The 22,254-nt window shown below is 47.2% G+C and carries 12 protein-coding genes; all 12 read left to right on the top strand.

All coding sequences use genetic code 11. The features are described 5' to 3' along the window. The first annotated feature begins 219 nt into the window (after positions 1 to 219). Positions 220 to 1,944, top strand: coding sequence for a glycoside hydrolase family 43 protein (locus B3Z75_RS00380; protein WP_414702837.1), 1,725 nt, complete (start codon positions 220 to 222; stop codon positions 1,942 to 1,944). Between the two features lie 105 nt (positions 1,945 to 2,049). Further along, entirely contained in the window at positions 2,050 to 3,603 is a 1,554-nt protein-coding gene (locus B3Z75_RS00375; protein WP_294066433.1) for a glycoside hydrolase 43 family protein, read from the top strand. A 97-nt stretch (positions 3,604 to 3,700) separates the two neighbouring features. Then, the gene (locus tag B3Z75_RS00370; protein WP_294066431.1) at positions 3,701 to 4,867 is read left to right on the top strand and encodes an alpha/beta hydrolase-fold protein; all 1,167 of its coding nucleotides are present in this window, start codon (positions 3,701 to 3,703) and stop codon (positions 4,865 to 4,867) included. A 134-nt stretch (positions 4,868 to 5,001) separates the two neighbouring features. Then, positions 5,002 to 6,339 (top strand): glycoside hydrolase family 43 protein, encoded by a 1,338-nt coding sequence (locus tag B3Z75_RS00365; RefSeq protein ID WP_294066542.1) that lies wholly within the window; start codon positions 5,002 to 5,004, stop codon positions 6,337 to 6,339. A gap of 66 nt (positions 6,340 to 6,405) precedes the next feature. Continuing rightward, positions 6,406 to 8,352 carry a glycoside hydrolase family 97 protein gene (locus tag B3Z75_RS00360; RefSeq protein ID WP_294066429.1) on the top strand — a complete coding sequence of 649 codons (1,947 nt, stop codon included), beginning with the start codon at positions 6,406 to 6,408 and terminating at the stop codon, positions 8,350 to 8,352. A gap of 97 nt (positions 8,353 to 8,449) precedes the next feature. Then, positions 8,450 to 10,843, top strand: a complete 2,394-nt coding sequence (locus tag B3Z75_RS00355) for a glycoside hydrolase family 127 protein (protein WP_294066427.1) — start codon at positions 8,450 to 8,452, stop codon at positions 10,841 to 10,843. A gap of 6 nt (positions 10,844 to 10,849) precedes the next feature. Beyond that, complete coding sequence (locus tag B3Z75_RS00350) at positions 10,850 to 12,925, top strand: alpha-L-fucosidase (protein WP_294066426.1); 2,076 nt, start codon at positions 10,850 to 10,852, stop codon at positions 12,923 to 12,925. A 636-nt stretch (positions 12,926 to 13,561) separates the two neighbouring features. Next, positions 13,562 to 14,953: a glycoside hydrolase family 43 protein gene (locus tag B3Z75_RS00345; RefSeq protein WP_294066425.1), complete on the top strand. Its 1,392-nt coding sequence runs from the start codon at positions 13,562 to 13,564 to the stop codon at positions 14,951 to 14,953. An 18-nt stretch (positions 14,954 to 14,971) separates the two neighbouring features. Further along, positions 14,972 to 16,741: a glycoside hydrolase family 43 protein gene (locus B3Z75_RS00340; RefSeq protein WP_294066424.1), complete on the top strand. Its 1,770-nt coding sequence runs from the start codon at positions 14,972 to 14,974 to the stop codon at positions 16,739 to 16,741. Between the two features lie 20 nt (positions 16,742 to 16,761). Beyond that, positions 16,762 to 18,123: a glycoside hydrolase family 43 protein gene (locus tag B3Z75_RS00335; protein ID WP_414702836.1), complete on the top strand. Its 1,362-nt coding sequence runs from the start codon at positions 16,762 to 16,764 to the stop codon at positions 18,121 to 18,123. 24 nt (positions 18,124 to 18,147) lie between these two features. Then, entirely contained in the window at positions 18,148 to 21,324 is a 3,177-nt protein-coding gene (locus B3Z75_RS00330; protein WP_294066423.1) for a glycoside hydrolase family 2 TIM barrel-domain containing protein, read from the top strand. A 109-nt stretch (positions 21,325 to 21,433) separates the two neighbouring features. Continuing rightward, on the top strand, positions 21,434 to 22,254 hold an 821-nt coding region (locus tag B3Z75_RS00325), incomplete at its 3' end, for a TIM-barrel domain-containing protein (protein ID WP_414702835.1).

Raw genomic sequence — 22,254 nt, 5'->3', positions numbered from 1 at the left:
TCCTTTCTATTCTGTTTTATCTATAAAAGTGAATTAACTATCCAAAAACGGGACGCAGTTTATATTTAGAGTGATTACATTTGCCATACAGACAATACAACAATGCTGACCTGAAATTTTGCCACGAAGGCAGATTCTATGTTAAGCCGATTATAAACAGAACAGTTCCCTTGAACGATAATCAAAATGAATTGCTTCACTTAATAATACTTCACCGTAATGAAACGAAAAATGAATCTACCGCTGCTACTGACAACATTGTCTTTGTTGTTTACCTTAACCGGGATTAACGCCCAAAAGAAAGGAACCATAAACCATCCGGATTTCAGTGAATTTGTCTACCAGGGTGAGGATCCCGTCTACAGGGAGTATCCATTACAATCTGACGAATTTTACAACCCGATCCTGCAAGGGTGCTATCCCGATCCTTCCATTACCCGGAAAGGAAATGATTACTTTCTTGTAACTTCTTCCTTTGCCATGTTCCCCGGAGTACCCATCTTTCACTCCAACGACCTGGTAAACTGGAAGCAGATAGGCCATGTGCTCGACAGGAAGTCACAATTGAAAGTACATGATTCCGGCATCAGTGCAGGGATCTACGCACCGGCAATCAAATACAACCCCTACAACGATACCTTTTATATGATCACGACTCAATTTGCCGGCGACATTGGGAATATGGTAGTAAAAACCAAAGATCCCTTCAAGGGATGGAGTGAAGTACAGAAACTGAATTTTGGCGGTATCGATCCTTCTCTCTTTTTTGACGACAACGGAAAAGCCTATGTAATCCACAACGATGCGCCCGATAGAGGGAAAGAGCGCTATGAGGGGCACCGGGTAATCAAAATATGGGAATATGACCTGGAGAAAGATCAGGTCATTCCCGGCACCAATCAGATTATTGTGGACGGAGGAGTAGATATCACACAGAAGCCTATCTGGATTGAGGCTCCTCATATTTATAAAAAAAATGGCACCTACTACCTTATGTGTGCCGAAGGAGGTACTGGCGACTGGCACAGTGAGGTGATCTTTACCAGCGACCACCCCAAAGGACCTTATAGGCCGGCAGCCAGCAACCCAATCTTATCCCAGCGTTATTTGGACCCGGACAGAGAAAACAAGGTGGATTGGGCAGGACATGCCGATCTGGTGGAAGGACCCGACGGCAAATACTATGGTGTCTTTCTGGCAATTCGTCCAAATGCAGAAAACAGGGTAAATATTGGTCGCGAAACATTCATCCTTCCAGTTGACTGGAGTGGTAAGTATCCGGTTTTTGAGAACGGTTTGATTCCCCTTGAGCCCAAGCAGAAAATGCCACAAGGAGTTGCAAACATGACCGGGAAGGAGGGGTTTTTCCCAAACGGGAATTTTATATTTCGCGAAAACTTCCGCTCACCCACGCTCGATTACCGTTGGATAGGCGTGAGAGGCCCCCGGGAGGATTTTGTCACATCCGGTAAAAGAGGAATCACCTTCACTCCGTTTGCTGTCAATCTCAAAGAAGTGGCTCCCACCTCAACCCTCTTCTACCGTCAACAGCACAACAACTTTACGGCCACGGCTACGATGCAATATAAGCCCCAATCAGAAAAGGATCTGGCAGGCATGGTTTGCTATCAGAGCGAGCGGTTCTATTATCTCTTTGGCATTACAAAAAAAGGGAAACAGGACTATCTGGTATTGCAACGTACGGAGAGAGGATCCTCAAAAATTGTGGCAAGTGTGCCCATTGATACTAACAACCCTGTTTCCCTGCAGGTCACTGCAAACGGCAACGATTATCGGTTCAATTACGCAACCGGGGGAATCAGGTTCGAAAATTTGGGAGGAACGTTGTCGGGTGATATCCTTTCAACCAATGTAGCGGGAGGATTTACCGGCACCCTGATCGGACTGCATGCCACCACCAAGAATGATGCGCAGCCTGAATAATTGTCTCTCTGCTTACTCATAATGTTACAACAATCCAACCACATGTACACCTTTCCTCAAAACAGGTCCTGTCTCGCGATCGCAGCATTATGCCTGTTGACTCTGATGACCGGTTGCAAAAGCAACCGCCGTCTTGATACCACCTCCTATACAAATCCTGTGATATGGGCAGACCTGCCCGACATGTCCATCACACGCTCAGGAAAAGATTTTTATCTGATCAGCACCACGATGCATCTCATGCCCGGTGCCCCGGTCATGAAATCCCGCGACCTGGTCAACTGGGAAATCGCGAGTTATGTCTTTGACAAATTAACCGACACTCCCAAATACGACCTGTTAGAGGGAACAGTCTACGGAAGAGGTCAGTGGGCATCTTCTATTCGCTTCCACAATGGGAAATACTATGTTCTTTTTTCACCCAACGATCAACCGTTCAAATCCTATATTTTTGAATCCAAAGATCCTGTCACTGGAAACTGGAAGTTGATTACACGCACTACGCATTTTCACGACGGCTCCCTTTTCTTTGATGATGACGGCAAAGTTTATGTATTTTATGGCACGGGATCACTCCGGGAGTTAAAGCCTGACCTCACGGATGTGATGCCGGGAGGTCGGGAAATAAGAATCTTCGAACGGGATAAAGAGGAAACCGGATTACTGGAAGGTAGCCAGATTATCAAACACGACGGAAAATATTATCTGCTGATGATTTCGTGGCCGCGAAACAAGCCCCGCCGGCAGGTATGCTACAGGGCTGATCATATATTAGGACCTTATGAAAAGAAAGTTATTCTGGAAGATGATTTTGCCGGTTTTCCCTATTGCGGACAAGGGGCAATCATTGATGACGACAAGGGAAACTGGTATGGGCTGATCTTTCAGGACCGAAATGCCGTGGGGCGCGTACCACTACTCATGCCTGTGCGGTGGAAAGAGGGATGGCCAATGCTGGGAGACGAAAACGGGAAGGTGCCTCTCCATTGGGAAACACCGATTAAACCTGTCTATACCGGGAAATATCTGGTGGAAAGCGATGATTTTTCCACATCCGGACTGAAGATCAACTGGCAATGGAATCATAATCCTGTCGACAGCGCCTGGTCACTAAAAGAACGCCCGGGCTTCCTCAGACTCAAAACCGCCCGGGTGGTAGAAAATCTCTTTCTGGCCCCAAACACCCTTACGCAACGCATGGAGGGGCCACTGTGCAGCGGCCGGATATCGATCGATCTGACCGGCATGAGAGAAGGGGATGTAGCCGGATTTAGCGCCTTCAACGGCGATGCTGCAGTGCTGGAGATAACCCGGGATGAGGGTTGTTATATGCTCTCCATGTCTACCCAATCGGTGCAACTGGACGACAAAAACAAAGCTGTCACAGGAGTTGATAAAGAACTGTACGAAGAGGTTGCGTTCTGTCAGCCGACTATCTACCTGCGCATTGACGGAGATTTTAATCTGCACAGGGACATTGCCACTCTCTATTACAGCCTCGACAACGAGAACTGGAAGGAAATCGGGAAGCCCTTTAAAATGAAATTCGACTACCGCAGACTTTTTATGGGTACCCGCTATGCCATTTTCAACTACGCAACAAAAGAACCGGGAGGTTATGTCGACCTGGATTACTTTCAATATGAACGAACAAAATAAAATGAACGATTCCCGCACCTCACCGGTATTGGGTAGTTTCTGCCGGTGACAAAGGAAGAAGGGTGTCCACCTGCGGCGGGCATAATTTAACAATTATATGAGCAGAACAATCGCATATATCGTTTGTCTGATTGCCGGCATGGCATACAGCATTGCCCGGGCTGAAGGCCCGGAAAAGGAAGATTTCCGTCCCTCCACCGTCAATCAACCAGGAAAAGAATACCCGCAGGTCAACTCGGGAGGGAAAGTACGGGTACAAGTTGCAGCCCCCGATGCAAAGTACGTACAACTCGATATCGGAGGAGTGAAATATGATCTTACCAGAGATGAAACGGGAGTCTGGAGCGGTGAATCGGCTCCACAGGAAGAAGGGTTTCATTACTACCAGCTCAATATCGACGGAGCGTCGGTGCCCGATCCGGGAACACGCTACTTCTACGGTGCAGGACGCTGGGGTAGCGGGATTGAAATACCTGCCCATGATCAGGATTTCTATGCATTGAAGAATGTGCCGCACGGGCTGGTCAGCGAAATGAACTACTACTCCGATATAACACGCAAATGGAGGCGTTGCTTTGTCTATACCCCACCCTGTTACGAGGCAGAGGCGGATAAACGCTATCCCGTACTTTACCTGCAACACGGCAGTTTTGAGGACGAAACCGGATGGACTGGTCAGGGTAAGGCCGGCCTTATCCTCGACAACCTGATTGCCGAGAGAAAAGCCAGACCAATGATTATTGTGATGGACAACGGCTATGCTTTCAGGCCGGAAGAGGAACAGGCTGTTTCGGATCCCACACGGCCGGCAATGGTATTTGAAGAGGTGATGATCAATGAGATCGTCCCGATGATCGACCGCCGGTTCCGAACCCTGAACCATCGCGAAAGCCGTGCTATCGCCGGCCTGTCAATGGGGGCCAACCAGACCATGCGCATTATCATGAATAACCTCGACACCTTTGCCTGGTACGGAGGCTTTAGCGGCACCGCCAACTATCCCAGTGCGGCAGAGATTGATGCGGAAACCTTCCTGGGTGGCGTTTTCAAAGAGGGCGACCGTATTAACGGGCAGATCAGGGCACTGTGGCTGGGCGTGGGCACCACCGAGCCGGAGGTGTTTCCGCAATCGATCGGCGCTTTTCGCAATATGCTGAAAAGACAGGGAATTGATCATACCTTTTACGAATCACCGGGTACGGCCCACGAGTGGCTCACCTGGCGCAGATCGCTCTACCAGTTTGCACAGTTGCTATTTCAATAATTCACCCTGTATTGAAATGGGAGCAACAGCCCGATTATGATGACAACAAGAATAAACATATACCCACAAACCAATATAAAATGCAAATGAATATCCGATTGATTCCCGCAAAGGGTGCCATTATCATCACGCTGATGACATGGATGAGATTGACAATGGGAGGTGCAGCCTTTGCACAAAACCCCATCGTGCAGACAATGTATACCGCCGACCCTGCCCCCATGGTATGGAACGACCGGCTCTACCTCTACACCACTCATGACGCCGACGGATCTACCTGGTTCACAATGGACAACTGGCGGCTCTACTCCACCAACGACATGGTAAACTGGACCGATCACGGGGTAGTGCTCTCCTATACCGACTTCGAGTGGGCCAAAGGCGATGCGTGGGCAGCACAGTGCATAGAGAGGGGTGACAAATTTTATATGTACGTTCCGGTAATCTCAAGGGAGAATAACCGGGGCGCCATCGGCGTGGCGGTGGGCGACAGTCCCCTGGGACCGTTTCACGATCCATTGGGTAAACCGCTGGCACAGACAGACTGGGGAGACATCGACCCCACCGTCTTCGTTGATGACAACGGGCAGGCTTATCTCTATTGGGGAAATCCCAATCTCTATTACGTGAAGCTAAATGAAGACATGATCTCATTTGAGGGGAATATCGTGAAAGTACCCCTCACTGAAGAGTCGTTTGGTAAACGAGAGGGAGACCCACAGCGTAACACCCTCTACGAAGAGGGACCCTGGCTCTATAAGAGAAACAAGCTCTACTATCTCTTCTGGCCGGGAGGCCCTCTACCGGAACATATCGGCTACTCCACCAGCCACAGCCCGGAAGGGCCATGGAAATACGGAGGCGTGGTGATGCCGGCACAGGGAAGAGCTTTCACGAATCACCCCGCGGTGATCGACTTTCGCGGTAAGACCTACTTCTTCTATCATAACGGCGCCTTGCCGGGCGGCGGTGGCTTCACCCGCTCAGTAGCGGTGGAGGAACTCCGGTTTAATTCCGACGGAACCATCCCCCAACTGGACATGACCGACGGGATCAAAAAAGGATTGGCAACATTGAATCCCTACGTGTTGAACCAGGCCGAGACCATCGCCTTCTCCGAAGGATTTAAATCTTCGCAGAACGACCAGGTGGGAGTTTTTGTGACGGGCAACAAGGATGGCAGCTATATCAGGGTACGTGATGTGGATTTCCGGGAGAAGGGTGCCACAAAATTTTCCGCCCGTGTGGGCACCACCCACAACGATCCCATTACCCTGGAAGTAAGACTGGGAAGCCGGGAGGGTGAAAAGATCGCTTCGCTACGCATCCCCCGCACAGGTGGCAGTGACCGCTGGGCAGTGATCTCCACTGATATACCGAAGGTGACAGGCGTACATGATCTTTACTTCATCGTCAGGGGGAACCCAAAAAGTCATCTGATCTATTTCGATTACTGGAAGTTCGCTGAGTAAATGTGCTGCCCCAGAAGAGAAAACGAAACAACACACATCAACAATTGCACTTAAGAAAACAAAACAATGAAACATTTTTTTCTATCCCTCATCATCCTGATTGCATTTCCTGCCAGTATGCTTTATGCCCAGATAGCCACGCTGAGCAGCCCAGACGGAGAGCTAACACTTCAACTCTACCTCGAAGAGGGGCAACCCGGCTATTCCGTGGTGTATGCAGGCAAAACCATCCTGGAAAAATCACCGCTGGGAGTCATTACCAACGAGGGGGACTTCAGCAAAGACCTCGCGTTCAAAGGTTATGAGAGCTCGGCAGTGGATAAAAGCTATACCCAGGAAAAAATAAAACGGTCGGCTGTCCGTTACCAAGCCAACAAGATGGTTTGTTCCTTCGAAGATGGCAGGCAGAGAGGCCTGAACATCGTGTTTCAGGTGAGCAACAACGATGTGGCTTTCCGTTACGAACTCCCTCAGTGGGGTGAAAGGAGGGCTTGCGTGGTAGAAAAGGAAGCAACCGGATTCAAGTTTCCGGAATTTACCACAACCTTTCTCTCTCCGATGATGGGGGCCATGGGTGCCTTTGCCAGAACCTCGCCCAGCTACGAAAGCGGCTATACCAACGACGAACCGGTGGGAAAACCAACCTACGGTAACCTGGGATATGTCTTCCCCGGACTCTTTCGCATCGGGAACGACGGCTGGGCACTGATCTCCGAGACCGGCGTAACCAGTCAGTACTGCGCCTCCCATCTGAGCGATGGCACAAAGGAGGGTTTATACACGGTTGAATATCCGGATATGAGACAAAACAACGGATTTGGCAGTAGCGGTGCACAAATCCCGCTCCCCGGTGCGACCCCCTGGCGCACAATCACGGTGGGCAACAGCCTGAAGCCCATCGTGGAGACCACCATCCCGTTCGATCTGGTGGAGCCACTCTACAATGCGTCGCAGGAGTATCAATACGGCAGAGGTACCTGGAGCTGGATCGTCTGGCAGGATCAGAGCATGAACTGGGACGATCAGGTGAAATACATCGACCTGGCAGCGGAAATGGGATACGAATATATTCTGATCGATGCTTTGTGGGATTCCAACATCGGCTACGAGAAGATGGAGGAGCTGATCGGCTATGCCCGCTCAAAGGGTGTTGATGTCTTCCTCTGGTACAACTCCAACGGAGGATTCAATGATGCTCCACAAGGGCCCAGAAACAGAATGAGTACCTCCATCGCCAGAAAGAAGGAGATGAAATGGCTGAAAAAAGTGGGGGTGAAGGGGCTGAAAGTCGATTTCTTCGGTGGAGATAAGCAGGAAACAATGCGTTTTTACGAAGATATTCTCTCCGATGCCAATGACCACGGACTGATGATTATATTCCACGGCTGCACCCTTCCACGAGGATGGGAACGGATGTACCCCAACTTTGTGGGTAGTGAGGCGGTACTCGCTTCCGAGATGCTGATCTTCTCGCAGGATGTGCGGGAGAAAGAAGCTTTTTACGCCACCTTGCACCCCTTTATCCGCAACAGCGTAGGCAGCATGGAGTTCGGAGGGGTCTTTATGAATAAATTCCTCAACAGGGGAAACAACAGGGGACAACAACGACTTACTACCGATGTGTTTCAGATTGCAACCGGCATTCTCTTTCAAAATCCGGTGCAGATGTTTGCACTGACACCCAACAACCTGGCTGATGCCCCTGCGTCTCTGATTAGCTTTATGAAAGAGATCCCCACCACCTGGGATGAAACAGTGTATATTGACGGCTATCCCGGTAAGTTCTCGGTCATTGCCCGCCGCCACGGAGAGCAGTGGTATATTGCCGGGGTGAATGCCCTGGAACAGCCGCTGGAGCTGGAATTAAACCTACCCATGGTGGCAGGGCAAGAAGTGAGTATCTATTCCGACAACAGCAACCGGGAGGCACTTGTCACCAGCAACAAAGTCAATAAAAACGGCAAGGTAACCGTCACTCTACAGCCCAAAGGCGGTTTTGTCATCAAACAATAAGAATTACCCCGGTTCATCATATCTTGAGTAATCATACAATCGTTTTATTCACAGATGGTTGAAAAGCGGAAAATAAACATTCATTAAATTGAAGAGAATGAGAAGAATAAACTTAGGATTGTTTGTTTCTCTTTTTATTTGTTTTGGATCCATACAGGCACAGGAGAAACTATACAACAACGAATTTCCAATATCGGATGTAACGCTGCTCGAAGGGCCATTCAAAGATGCACGTGACCTCAACATCCAGGTACTTTTACAGTACGACGTGGATCGCTTGCTGGCACCCTACCGCAAAGTAGCCGGTCTGCCGGAGAAGGCAAAAAGCTATCCCAACTGGGACGGTCTGGATGGGCATGTGGCAGGGCACTACCTCTCTGCCATGGCAATAAATTATGCATCCACAGGCAATAGCGAGTGTAAAAAACGAATGGAACAGATGATTTCGGAACTAAGGATGTGCCTGGAAGCAAATGAAGTAAACAATGCGGAATGGGGTACCGGCTACGTCGGTGGGTTTCCCAACAGTGCGGCATTATGGTCAGCTTTCAAAAAGGGGGATTTTGGAACCTATATGTCTGCATGGGCGCCTTTCTACAACCTGCACAAGATGTATGCCGGCCTGCGGGATGCCTGGCTTTATGCAAACAACAAAGAGGCCAGGTCGCTGTTTCTGCAATTTTGCGATTGGGGTATTCGCATCACTTCTGCCCTTACCGATGAACAGATGCAATCGATGCTCAACATGGAACACGGCGGCATGAACGAGATCTTTGCCGATGCTTACCAGATAACCGGCAACGAGAAATACCTGGTGGCAGCCAGGAGATTTTCGCACAAGCAGTTTCTTGAACCGTTGTCGCAGGGGATTGACAATCTTGACAACAAGCACGCAAACACGCAGATACCCAAGTTTATCGGCTTTACCAGAATCGCCGAACTGAGTGGCGACAAAACATATGAAAATGCGGGACGCTTCTCATGGGAGACCATTGTGAGAAACCGCTCTTTGGCTTTCGGAGGAAATAGCCGCAGGGAACACTTTCCAGGCATCGCATCCTGTGGTGATTATATCAACGATGTGGACGGACCGGAGACCTGCAACTCCTACAATATGCTGAAGCTAACCGAAGATTTGTTTCGCATCCGTCCCTCGGCACATTACGCCGATTACTATGAACGTACGCTGTTTAATCACATTCTTTCTACTCAACACCCGGAGCATGGGGGGTACGTTTATTTCACCACAGCCCGTCCCCGTCATTACCGGGTTTATTCCACTCCCAACAATGCCATGTGGTGCTGCGTGGGCACAGGCATGGAAAACCACAGTAAATACAATCAGTTTATCTATACCCACTCCGGCGATTCACTCTTCCTGAACCTCTTTATCGCTTCCGAACTCAACTGGAAGGAGAAAAAAATCAGCATCAGGCAAGAGACAGGCTTTCCATGCGAAGAAGGCACAACGCTTACCATAACAAAAGGATCATCACACTTTCCACTCATGATCCGGTATCCCGAATGGGTGAAGGAGGGGGCATTGACAATCAGCGTAAACGGAAAAGAAGTAAAGTACGATTCTCTCCCTTCCTCCTACATCTGTATCGACAGGAAGTGGAAAAAAGGAGATGTGGTGAAAGTGAAGCTGCCGATGCACAACAGCATTGTACAACTGCCCCATGTAGACAAATACATCGCTTTTATGCGCGGTCCCATCTTGCTGGGCGCCAGGACCGGCGCAGACGATTTGAGAGGATTGCTAGCCGACGATGGACGATGGGCACAATACCCGGGCGGCAAGATGTTGCCTGTCGACCAGGCTCCCATCCTGGTTGAAGACGACATTCAAAATATTGCCAACAAGCTGATACCGGTAAAGGATAAGCCCTTGCATTTCAAGCTAAGTGTCAAAATGGAAAATCCGATGGACGTAACCCTGGAGCCCTTCGCAAAAATACACGATTCCCGGTACATGATCTACTGGCTGGCACTAACAAATAATGGATACAGCTCGTACAAGGACTCCCTGACGGCAATGGAAAACAAAAAGATTGCCATCGAAAAACGAACCATCGATTTTGTGGCAACCGGTGAACAACAGCCGGAAACGGACCATGCCATCGAAAAAGAACATTCTACCTCGGGAAACAGCAACAACGAGTTCTATCGTGATGCAACCGGAAATGGCTATTTCAGCTACGAGATGAAGACAAATTCCGAAACCGACCTTTGTCTCCTTGTTCGCTATTGGGGTGCTGAGTGGGGAGGCCGAAGGCTTGATATATACATCGACGATGAAAAGTTGTTGACCGAAGACAATACCGGCCGCTGGAACCAATCAAGATTCTTTGATGTGGAATATGGCATCCCCCGCAGGATGGTGGAAGGAAAGGATAAGATAAGGGTTAAGTTTCAGTCTCTGCCCGGCAATACTGCAGGGGCTGTATACTTTATCCGTTTGCTAAAACAAAGCCAATCGAGAAACTAAATTACAATGAAGCTAATCTATTTATGTACCCTATCGCTGTATATTGCCTGCCTCCCAGGTTGTAACCGCACAACAGAGCCGGCACCCGTGTACCCGATACCTTCCGAAAATCAGGTTCGCTGGCAGGAAATGGAATACTACTCTTTTATACACTTTTCATTGAACACCTATACCGACCAATCGTGGGGGTATGGCAACGAAGACATTCACCTGTTTAATCCAACAGAGCTCGATGCACGGCAGTGGGCCCGTATATGCAAAGAAGCAGGCATGAAAGGGATCATCCTAACTGCCAAGCACCACAGTGGCTTTTGCTTGTGGCCATCAGAATATACCGAATATTCGGTAAAGAACACCCCGTGGAAAGAAGGGAAAGGCGATGTGGTACGTGAACTGGCCGATGCCTGTGAAGAATACGGCCTGAAGCTGGGTATATACATTTCCCCCTGGGATAGAAACCATCCCGATTATGGAAAACCTGAATATATCACCTATTTCCGAAATCAGATTAAAGAGTTGCTGACCAACTATGGACCTATTTTTGAAATATGGTTCGATGGTGCGAATGGAGGTACGGGATACTATGGCGGAGCAAATGAAAACCGGCAAATAGACCGTACGACCTATTACGACTGGCTGCCCACCTACCAAATGATCTATGAGCTGCAGCCCGGCATTGTTATATGGAACGATGGCGGCGACAGGGCTGATCTGCGTTGGGTAGGTACCGAAGCGGGGTATGTGGGAGAAACGAACTGGAGTCTGCTCGACAGTACAGGAGTTGTGAGTGGGGATATGTTACATTATGGTCTCGAAACAGGAAATGCATGGGTGCCTGCCGAGGTAAATACTTCCATCAGGCCAGAATGGTTTTACCATCCCAGTGAAGATGGCAAAGTAAAAACCGTATCCCACCTGATGGATACCTATTACCATTCTATTGGCCGGAATGGCACATTTTTGCTGAATTTCCCCGTGATGCCCAATGGGTTAATTCACCCAAATGATGAAAAGGCTGCACTTGATCTGGCACAGGCTGTTCAGGAAGCATTTGCGACAGACCTGGCAGACAATGCAAAGGTAGAAGCGACAAATGTCAGGGGGAACACCGCAAAATTTGCAGCAAAAAAAGCGATCGACAACAACAAGGATACCTATTGGGCTACCGATGAAAGCGTTACAACAGCCTCCCTGACCATCGATTTCGAAAGACCAACCGCTTTCAACCGGTTTATGGTGCAAGAACAGATACGCCTGGGACAACGGGTAAAATCATTCACGGTGGAAGCGCTTGTCGGAAATGATTGGGAAGAAGTTGCCACAGGCACCACAATCGGCTATAAACGTATACTTCGTTTTCCTACTTTGGAAGCAAGCAAGGTTCGCTTCAACGTTACCAGTTCAAAAGCCTGTCCGGTGATATCGAACATCGGCGTTTACAATGCGCCGCAAATACTGACACCCCCAACGATCATACGCAACAAGTCGGGTGATGTAATAATAACCCCCGCCGATTTTGAATCTGAGGTGTATTTCACAATCGATGGCAGCAAACCCAGCGCCGGCTCGAACAAATATTCCGGGCCCATTCACTCAGACAACAAACTGGTAGTAAATGCCATTGCTTATGAACCTTCATCGGGAAGAAGCAGCGAAGTAAGTCACCAGGAATTCGACTTACCCCGCAAGGATTGGACCATCCTGGGGATTGAAGACGACAAAGCATATGCAATACTGGATGGCAACCCATACACTGCCTGGCACCAGAAGGTGAGCACACTGCCTGCCGACCTGATCATCGACCTAAACAAAGAACTCATTTTGAATGGATTTAGATATCACCCCGATATGGGTATGTGGGGCCCGGGTATAATTACGGAATACCAGATCTACGTTTCCACCGACCAAAAAAAGTGGAAAATAGTCAGTGAGGGCGAATTTGCAAACATAAAAAATAACCCGTTATGGCAAACCAAAATGTTTAAAGAAGAAAAAGCCCGCTATGTATTGTTTCGTGCGATAAAAAATACCGAAAACAATCACAACATCGGATATGCCGAGATTGACCTCATTACAAATTGAACGGAAATATATTTTTTCTATCCGTTACGAGACAACAGAGTGTGAATAATTATTAACGAAAGAGCAGAAAGTTTCGAATTACGTGGTATTGAGCAGTTGAGGCCGTACGAATTGAGTTAGTCTTACCATAAGTTTTACTATCCCAATAAAGAAAAAAATGAGAAGAAGATTGCTGATAATTTTGCTGTTGTCCTGCCATATCCAAATATATGGTCAGTCCCAAAGCAATAAGATATCGAATCCATTGGAAGAACTGGTTAGTATATATGAATATGGAGAAAATATAACATCGTATGAGACAAATTTCAAAAATTTATTGAATAATTGGAAGACTGAGAATATTACAAATGCAAATGAGTACGAATTTGTGAACATTTCGTTTGTCGAATCCATATCAGACTCGATTAGATATATTTATTATCGCAATTATTTTTCTGGGGGGGAGCCTGTTTATTCCTCAATTAAAAGTAATAGAGGAACAGGTACATATCAATGACAAAGTCTATTCGATTAAGTTTACATATTTAGGAAATACTTACACTAATTATGTAATTTGCAGTTCTTCAAGTAAAAAGGTAGTCATAGACTGTTTTTTTAAGAATATAGTGATAGATAAATGAATAAAATAAACGCACAATGAACAAAATTTTGAACACATTTTATAAAATTCTCCTTGTAGGTGCAGTAGTTGTCGCTACACTCCCGATCAAAGCACAAAATCCTGTCGTCCAGACCTGTTTTACAGCGGACCCGGCACCGATGGTATACAACGGTACTGTATACCTGTATACTTCTCACGACGCGGACTCAACAGCAAATAACTTCTTTACTATGTACGACTGGCGTTGCTATTCATCGAAAGACATGGTGAACTGGACCGACCACGGCGCCGTGGCTTCGTTGAAAAACTTTGCCTGGATGAACAAAACAAACGGGGCGTGGGCACCGCAATGTATAGAGCGAAATGGTAAGTTTTACCTCTACGTTCCCATTCATGGCGAGGGTATTTCGGTGCTTGTTTCCGATTCTCCCACCGGTCCGTTTACCGATCCAATTGGAAAACGCCTGATCGACAGTGATCATATTTGGCAGGACATTGACCCAACCGTGGCTATTGATGGCGAGGGACAAGCCTGGTTATATTGGGGAAATCCCGGTCTGTGGTATGTCAGGCTGAACGAAGATATGATATCGTACGACCGTAGCATTGGCCGGAATGGTATTGTCTCCATTGAAATGACTCCCGAATCCTTTGGCTCCAAAACAGGCCGCGACGGAAAACCTGGAACCACCTACACCGAAGGTCCGTGGTTCTATAAACGCAACAATCTCTATTACATGATTTATGCCGCCGAAGGTATTCCCGAATACATCTCTTATTCTACCGCCAATTCTCCCGAAGGGCCCTGGGCATACAAAGGTCAGATTATGAAAAGAACCGACCACCTGGCCTTTACCAACCACGCAGGAGTCATCGATTTTAAGGGAAATTCGTACATCTTTTATCACGATCAGGCTTTGTCAATTAATCAAGGCTTTAAACGTTCGGTTAGTGTAGAACAATTCAGTTATAATGCCGATGGCAGCATTCCGCTAATCACCCCTACCAAAGAGGGCGTGACCAAAAGTGTTGCCAATTTAGATCCTTATCAAGAGGTGGAAGCCGAGACCATCGCATGGAGCGAAGGTTTAAAGACTGCTGGCAACAGCCAGGAAGGCGTTTATGTAACCAACATTGAAAGTGGCGATTATCTACAGGTACGCAGCGTCGATTTTGGGAAAGGTGCCAAAACCTTCGAAGCAAGTGTGGCATCTGCCTCTCAAGGTGGTAAAATCGAAATCCGGCGAAACAATCCCAATGGGGAATTGCTGGGCACAATCGATGTAAAAAACACAGGTGGATGGTTAAATTGGACAACCGTAAAAAGCAATATAAAGAAAATCAATGGCATACACGACATCTGCTTTGTGTTCAAAGGCGGCGAAGGTGAGTTGTTCAACTTCGACTGGTGGAAATTAAAAAAGTGATTTAAAAACATGAAGAACATGACAGTAGAAAAATTGTGCCGAAATTCCAGCATTCTATTGCTATTTCAGTTGATCGCGATTTTACTTTTTTTCAGCAATAACACCTACACTTATGCCCAAAGCAAAGTGCTCGCTCACTGGCGCTTTGAACAGGTTCAGCATCTCAATGGTGACTCCGCTTCGACTTTAATAGATGGGCACCAAGGTCCTTCAGAGGATCAACCTTTTGTTTTCGATGAATCGGGCAAAGGCAACTATCTGATAATACGTGGGAACATGCCATCACCAAATGTCCTTTCAGACAATGTCCCGTCAGTTTTGGCAGATGGGAAGCCCAACTCCCACTCGTTATCCATTAAGCGCAGTGAATATGTGGTAACCTATGATCAACCCCTGGCATATTACGACATGCGCAAGAGCTGGACAATTGAAGCAAGCTTGATGTGCAACCTCCTGGGTACCGAACAGGTGTATCTTTGCAAGGAAGGCGGGAGGGGGCATTTGGCAGGCGATGTCTCGATTGGTTTTGACAATATGCATACAAAATACTTTGTGGAATTGATGTGTGCCGATGGTGTGGCACGCCGCGTTGTTGCCGGTGATAAAGTAGAGGCAGGTAAGTGGTACGATGTACGCGCGCATGCCGTTTACGATATTAAAAAAGATCAAACCACCATGCAAATACAGGTAAAATCTTCTACCCAAGACAGCTTTGGCAAGCCTTCCTCTATTACCTTCAGTGGCCCGGCAATGCGCAGCGATGCCGGAACATGGATTATTGGACATGGCTATCCTGGCGGTTTTCCCAACAGCTTAGCTGTTCTTGATGGTGGTATCGATGAAGTTAAAATTTCAGGCGAAGCCATGCCACGCGTACCAGGACAGAATCCACTGTTCACCGATACCTTTACTGCTGACCCGGCTGCACTGGTTGTTGGCGACAGGCTTTACGTTTATGCAGGGCACGACAAGGCTAATCCGGGAGGATGGTTCAATATGCCCGAATGGCTTTGCTATTCAACCACCGATATGAAAAAATGGACTGCCCATGGTCCTGTATTGGCTGCAAAAGATTTTGTTAATGCCCACAGTTGGGCTGCATGGGCTGCACAAGTCGTTGAAAAGGATGGTAAATATTATTTCTATGTTACGCTCGACAGAAAAGAAGGACATTTTATCACAGTAGCTGTTAGCGACAGCCCTACTGGACCCTTTAAAGAAGCACGTCCGGGTCAACCACTTATTACAGATGACATGACAACCGACTCCCACCGGTGGAATTCCGATATCGACCCAACTGTATTCATTGACGATGATGGAACACCCTGGATGGCTTGGGGAAATGGCGACTGTTATATGGTAAAACTAAATCGCAACATGGTGGAGCTAGATGGCCCAATTACCAAAGTACCTTTCAGAAATTTCTCCGAAGGCCCCTGGCTCTTCAAACGCGGTAATCTTTACTACAATATTTATGCGGCGGATGCACCCGGTGTACAGCCCGAGCAGATTGCTTATTCAACAGCTCCAGATATAAACGGGCCATGGACTTATGGAGGGTTGATCACAGGCCCTGCAAAGCACGGGTTTACTATTCATCCGGCCGTTGTGGAGTTCAAAGATCAATGGTATTTCTTCTATCACGACGGTTCTTATTCTTTGAATGGAGAACCTGGCGGCGACTGTCGTCGTCAGGTTTGCGTTGAATACCTCTACTTCGATAAAGATGGCAGTATAAAACCAATCACCCTAACTGTTGAAGGGGTTAGTATAAAACCGAAAAAATAATCACAAAAATCATATTTACAATGAAAAAAGTATTAATAATTAATGTTCTTATGGCAATTGCCTTTCTATGCATTGCACAAAAACCGACGACCCTGCCTATTATATCAACAAAATACACAGCCGATCCCGCGCCTATGGTGTATAACGATACCGTATTCTTATATACATCACACGACGAGGACGATGCAATGGGTTTTAAAATGCAAGACTGGCTTTTATATTCATCCACCGACATGGTAAACTGGACCGAACATGGGGTGGTAGCCTCATTGAAAGATTTCAAATGGGTTCCTTACGACAACGGTGCCTGGGCGGTTCAGTGCATCGAACGTAACGGGAAATTTTATCTCTATTGCCCCATGCCGGGCGGGGTTGGAATTGGCGTACTGGTAGCCGACAGCCCTTATGGTCCTTTCAAAGACCCTCTGGGGAAGCCTTTAATAAAAAACAGCAGCCACGACATCGATCCAACTGTATTGATTGACGACGATGGTCAGGCCTATATGTACTGGGGAAATCCCCAGGTGTATTGGGTGAAACTGAACGAAGACATGATTTCCTACTCGGGCGAGATCATGCAAGATTCCACAACGCCGGCAAACTACCAGGAAGGGCCGTGGGTGTGGAAGCGCAACGGCTTCTACTACCTGGCATATGCCTCAACCTGTTGTCCTGAAGGCATTGGCTATGCCATGAGTAGCTCACCCACAGGGGAATGGGAATACAAAGGCATGATTGTGGATGCCTCGGAAAAGACCCGTGGCAACCACCCTGGAATTATCGAATTCAAAGGTAAATCATATTGTTTTGGGCATAGTTACGACTTGCTTAAACTATCTACAAGCAAATTTTATGAACGACGTTCGGTCGATATGGATGAAATGAGGTATCATCCCGATGGAACCATACAGAACCGCACCTACTGGTCCGTTGAAGGTCCTGCACAAGTAGGCACATTGAATCCCTTCAAGCGTGTTGAAGCGGAAACAATGGCCTGGAGCGAAGGCCTGAAAACACACTTCGAAACCGAATGGGAAGGCGACTTCGACTGGGCCAGGGGCAGAAAAATTGCCGATCGATTGTATGTAACATCCATCAACCATGGCGATTATATTCTGGTAAAAGGGGTCAATTTTTCCGATGGTGCAAAAACGATCGATGTGAGTGTCTCTCCGCTTAACGGAGGGAAAATCGAAATCCATGCCGATAAAATCGATGGCCCTCTCGTTGCCACCGTTGAGATAAATTCTTCCCGGGAAGCCGGTTTATGGAAGACATTTTCCGCTCCAACTGAACATGTGAAAGGAGTACATGATTTGTATTTTGTCTTCAGGGGAGAAAAAGACCTGTTCAATTTCGATTGGTGGAAGTTTTCAAAATAGAAACATAGTAAAATTTGATAGATCATGAGAAGATTTTTTTATTTGGCTTGTATCCTCTTTTTTGCAACAAACCTTCTGGCACAAGATCGCGCTCCACATCCCGAGCTGGAAAATCCGGCAATACAGGGAATCAATAAGGAGTTGCCACGTGCTTCTTTTGTGAGTTATAACAACAGGGAAGTTGCATTGCAGAACAACAAGTTAAACTCATCGCAGTTCATATCGTTGAATGGAACCTGGAAATTTAAATTCGTTACCGGGGTATCGAACCGGATTAAAGAGTTTGCAGCCCCCAACTCTGATCTTTCGGAGTGGAACGAAATAAAGGTGCCCTCCAACATGGAAATAGAGGGCTATGGATATCCGATTTACACAAACGTCAGTTATGAATTTTATCCGCAGTGGAACTTCAAGCCTCCCTATGTCAACGATTTAGAAAAGAACAACATCGGCTACTACCGTCGCGACCTGGAAATTCCCCAATCATGGGACGGACAGCAGGTATTTATCCATTTTGGGTCCATCAAATCGGTTGGATTTGTATGGGTAAACGGACATAAAGCCGGCATGAGCAAGGATAGTAAGACACCGCAGGAATTCGACATTACCAAATACATTAAACCCGGAAGGAACTCCATTGCCGTGGAGGTTTTTCGCTGGAGTGATGCTGCTTACCTTGAGTGTCAGGACTTTTGGCGTTTGAGCGGCATACCACGTGAAGTGTATGTATATGCCCAACCGAAGGTTCGTTTGCGTGATTTTTTTGCACAATGTACGCTGGATGATACCTATACCGATGGCATTTTTGACCTCGACGTGGAGTTAAAAAACCACACCGGTAATAAAGTCACCCAATCGGTAAGCTATGAGATCCTGGATGATACGGGCAAAACAATTTCGTCGGAGAGCAAAACCATTCAAATAAACGATTCCGTCGGGACTGTGAGTTTTGGAACCATCCTTCCCGGGGTAAAGGCCTGGAGCGCTGAAATCCCTTATCTGTATACTTTGTTGCTCACCATGAAAGATGCTTCCGGAAAAACGACCGAGGCGACATCAATAAAAATTGGTTTCCGGACAAGCGAGGTAAAAAACGGACAGTACTTGGTCAATGGTCAGCCTGTGTTGCTGAAAGGAGTAAACCTTCACGAATTTAACCAAATAAACGGTCAGGTAGTCGATGAGAAGGATGTGATGCTCGATATGGAACGGATGAAGCAGCTTAATATAAATGCCATCCGCCTGAGCCACTATCCGCAGCCTGCATTTTTCTATGACCTTACGGACAAATATGGTTTCTATATTGTTGACGAAGCCAACATAGAATCGCATGGTATGGGCTATGACCGCGCTAAAGGTAAAAGCCTGGCCAACAACCTTGATTGGACAGAGGCTCACCTGTTTCGCACCCGCAATATGTTTGAACGGGACAAAAACCATCCGTCTGTTGTGATATGGTCATTGGGTAACGAAGCCGGCAACGGGTATAATTTTTACCAGACCTATCTGTTCATTCGCAGCCGCGATAAGAATCGCCCAATTCAATACGAGCAGGCGGGCCACGAATGGAATACCGATATTGTGTGTCCTATGTATGCCAAGCCTCAACATATTGAACATTACGCAAATAACTTCACAGACAGGCCCCTGGTGCTTTGCGAGTATGAACATGCCATGGGGAACAGTATGGGTAATTTAAAAGACTACTGGGATATCATTGAAAAATACCCCAATCTTCAGGGCGGTTTTATATGGGATTGGGTGGATCAGGGACTGGTCAACGAAAATGAAAAGGGTACATTCTGGGCCTATGGAGGCGATTACGGTCCCCCGGGAACACCATCCGATGGCAATTTTCTGATTAACGGGGTTGTTTTTCCCGACAGGAGCTTCAAGCCTCACAGTTACGAGGTGAAGCATGTCTATCAAAACATTGGTTTTGAACCCGAAAACCTTGAGAACGGACAGATACAAATAAAGAACAAGTTCTTTTTTACCAACCTCTCTAAATACAATTTCAGCTACACAATCACGGCCAACGGCAAAGTGGTAAAAACAGAAAAACTACCTTCAATGGATGTGGCTCCTCAGCAATCCAAAATAGTCGACATTGACTTAAAGGGGATTTCAGCACGCCCGGGAGTCGAATACTTTGTGACGCTATCGGCCAAAACCAGCACAGCTGACAACCTGCTACCCAAAGGATGGGAGATAGCCTCAGGACAAATCAAGCTTCCTGTCGAAGCGCCCAAAGTCCCAATCGATATGGCTAAAACAGGAAAGGTGACTTGCACGGAAGGAACCACCATCGACATCAACGGAAAAGGATTCTCGCTGGCCATCGATGCACAGTCAGGAGTGATCACATCGTATAAAGCCAAAGGCCGGGAATTGTTATTGAATGGATTTGGGCCGCGTCCTGCATTTTGGAGAGGCACAACCGATAACGATTATGGCTGGCGCATGCCTCGCGTGGCCCGCCCCTGGAAAACAGCATCGGGGCAAAACCCTGTCGCGGCAAGCGTGAAGACAACCCGGTTAGGAAATGCCGTTCAGATTGAGGTTGTGTATAAACTTGACTCTTTACAATCGACATGGCAAACTCTCTATACGGTTATGGGCAATGGCATGGTAAAGGTCGACAACAGCCTTGTCACCGAAGGCGAGAATATTCCAATTATTCCAAGAGTAGGGATGAAAATGCAGCTGCCTTCAGCATTTTCTCAAGTGGAATATTTTGGTTGTGGTCCCTGGGAGAACTACTCCGATCGGAACGCTTCCTCGTTCGTTGGCCGTTATAAGACTGCGGTGGCGGATATGTATGTACCGTATATCCGTCCTCAGGAAAACGGTCACCGTACCAACGTACGCTGGCTGGCTTTAAGCCGGGACGATGGGAGCGGACTTCTGGTTGTAGCCGACTCGCTCATTGAGTTTAATGCTTCAAACAATCCAGTTGAAGATTTTGATGCAGGCCCCAATAAGGACAGGAACCTGCGTCATGCGAACGATATTAAACCACACGACCTGGTGGAGATACACATAGATTACCGCATGATGGGTGTCGCCGGCGATGACAGCTGGGGTGCCATGCCACACGAACCCTATCTTGTAAGACCATCTGCTGAAGGACATAAATACAGTTTTACCCTCATGCCCTTTCATTCGGCTAAAGAGATGGAGTCTCTGCTCGTGCGTTGACGCCATGCATGCATACTGCTGCTGTTATAGCAAGGGTTGGGAAAATTTTCTTGCCCAAGATATTCTTAACTGATATAAGACCAAATATTGTAAAAACAAATACCATAAGATGATGAAAAAAATTGTTGCTGCGCTTTGCATATTGATGTTATTCTCAAATCCGGGCTTTGCTCAATCGTATAAAAAGACCGGACTGGGAGTGAGCGCTCAGGTTAATTCGATGGACATAGAGATACAGTTCTACGGACCATCAATAGTTCGGGTGGTGAAATCACCCGAAGGGAAAAACGTTAATAAAGAAAGTTTGTCCGTTGTCAAGACTCCGGAAAAAACAACTTTTACCACGAAACAGAAAGGGGATGAACTCCTGTTGAAGAATAAACTCGTGGAAGTGGCTTTGAACATGAAAAGCGGAAAAGTGACTTTCAAAAGCGCAAAGAATCAGGTACTTTTGACCGAAAAAGAAGCCGGTGCTACTTTCACTGACTTCGACGATGCCGGGGTAAAAATCTATCGTGTGAACCAGTCCTATGTACTGGATCAGGACGAAGCTATCTACGGCCTTGGTATTCTTCAAAATGGGAAAATGTCTCAGCGAAACCAGGAGGTGCATATGGTTCAAAACAACACATGGGATTTTGTGACATTTTTCCAGTCCGTGAAAGGGTACGGACTTTTCTGGGATAACTATTCGCCCACCACCTTTAAAGACAAACCAGGCGAAACATCTTTTAGTTCTGAAGTGGGTGAATGCATCGACTACTATTTTATGTATGGAGGTGATGCCGATGGTGTTATTGCGGAGATGCGTGACCTCACCGGACAGGTTCCCATGTTTCCATTGTGGACCTATGGATACTGGCAAAGCAAAGAACGATACAAAAGCCAGCAGGAGACCGTCGGTGTGGTAAAAAAATACCGCGAGCTGGG

Origin of the sequence: Proteiniphilum sp. UBA1028 (genome assembly GCF_002316955.1) — a bacterium.
In the GTDB taxonomy this organism is placed as follows: Bacteria; Bacteroidota; Bacteroidia; order Bacteroidales; family Dysgonomonadaceae; genus Proteiniphilum.
Note: the sequence above shows the minus strand (reverse complement) of the source record. Positions and strands in the feature narration are given on the sequence as shown.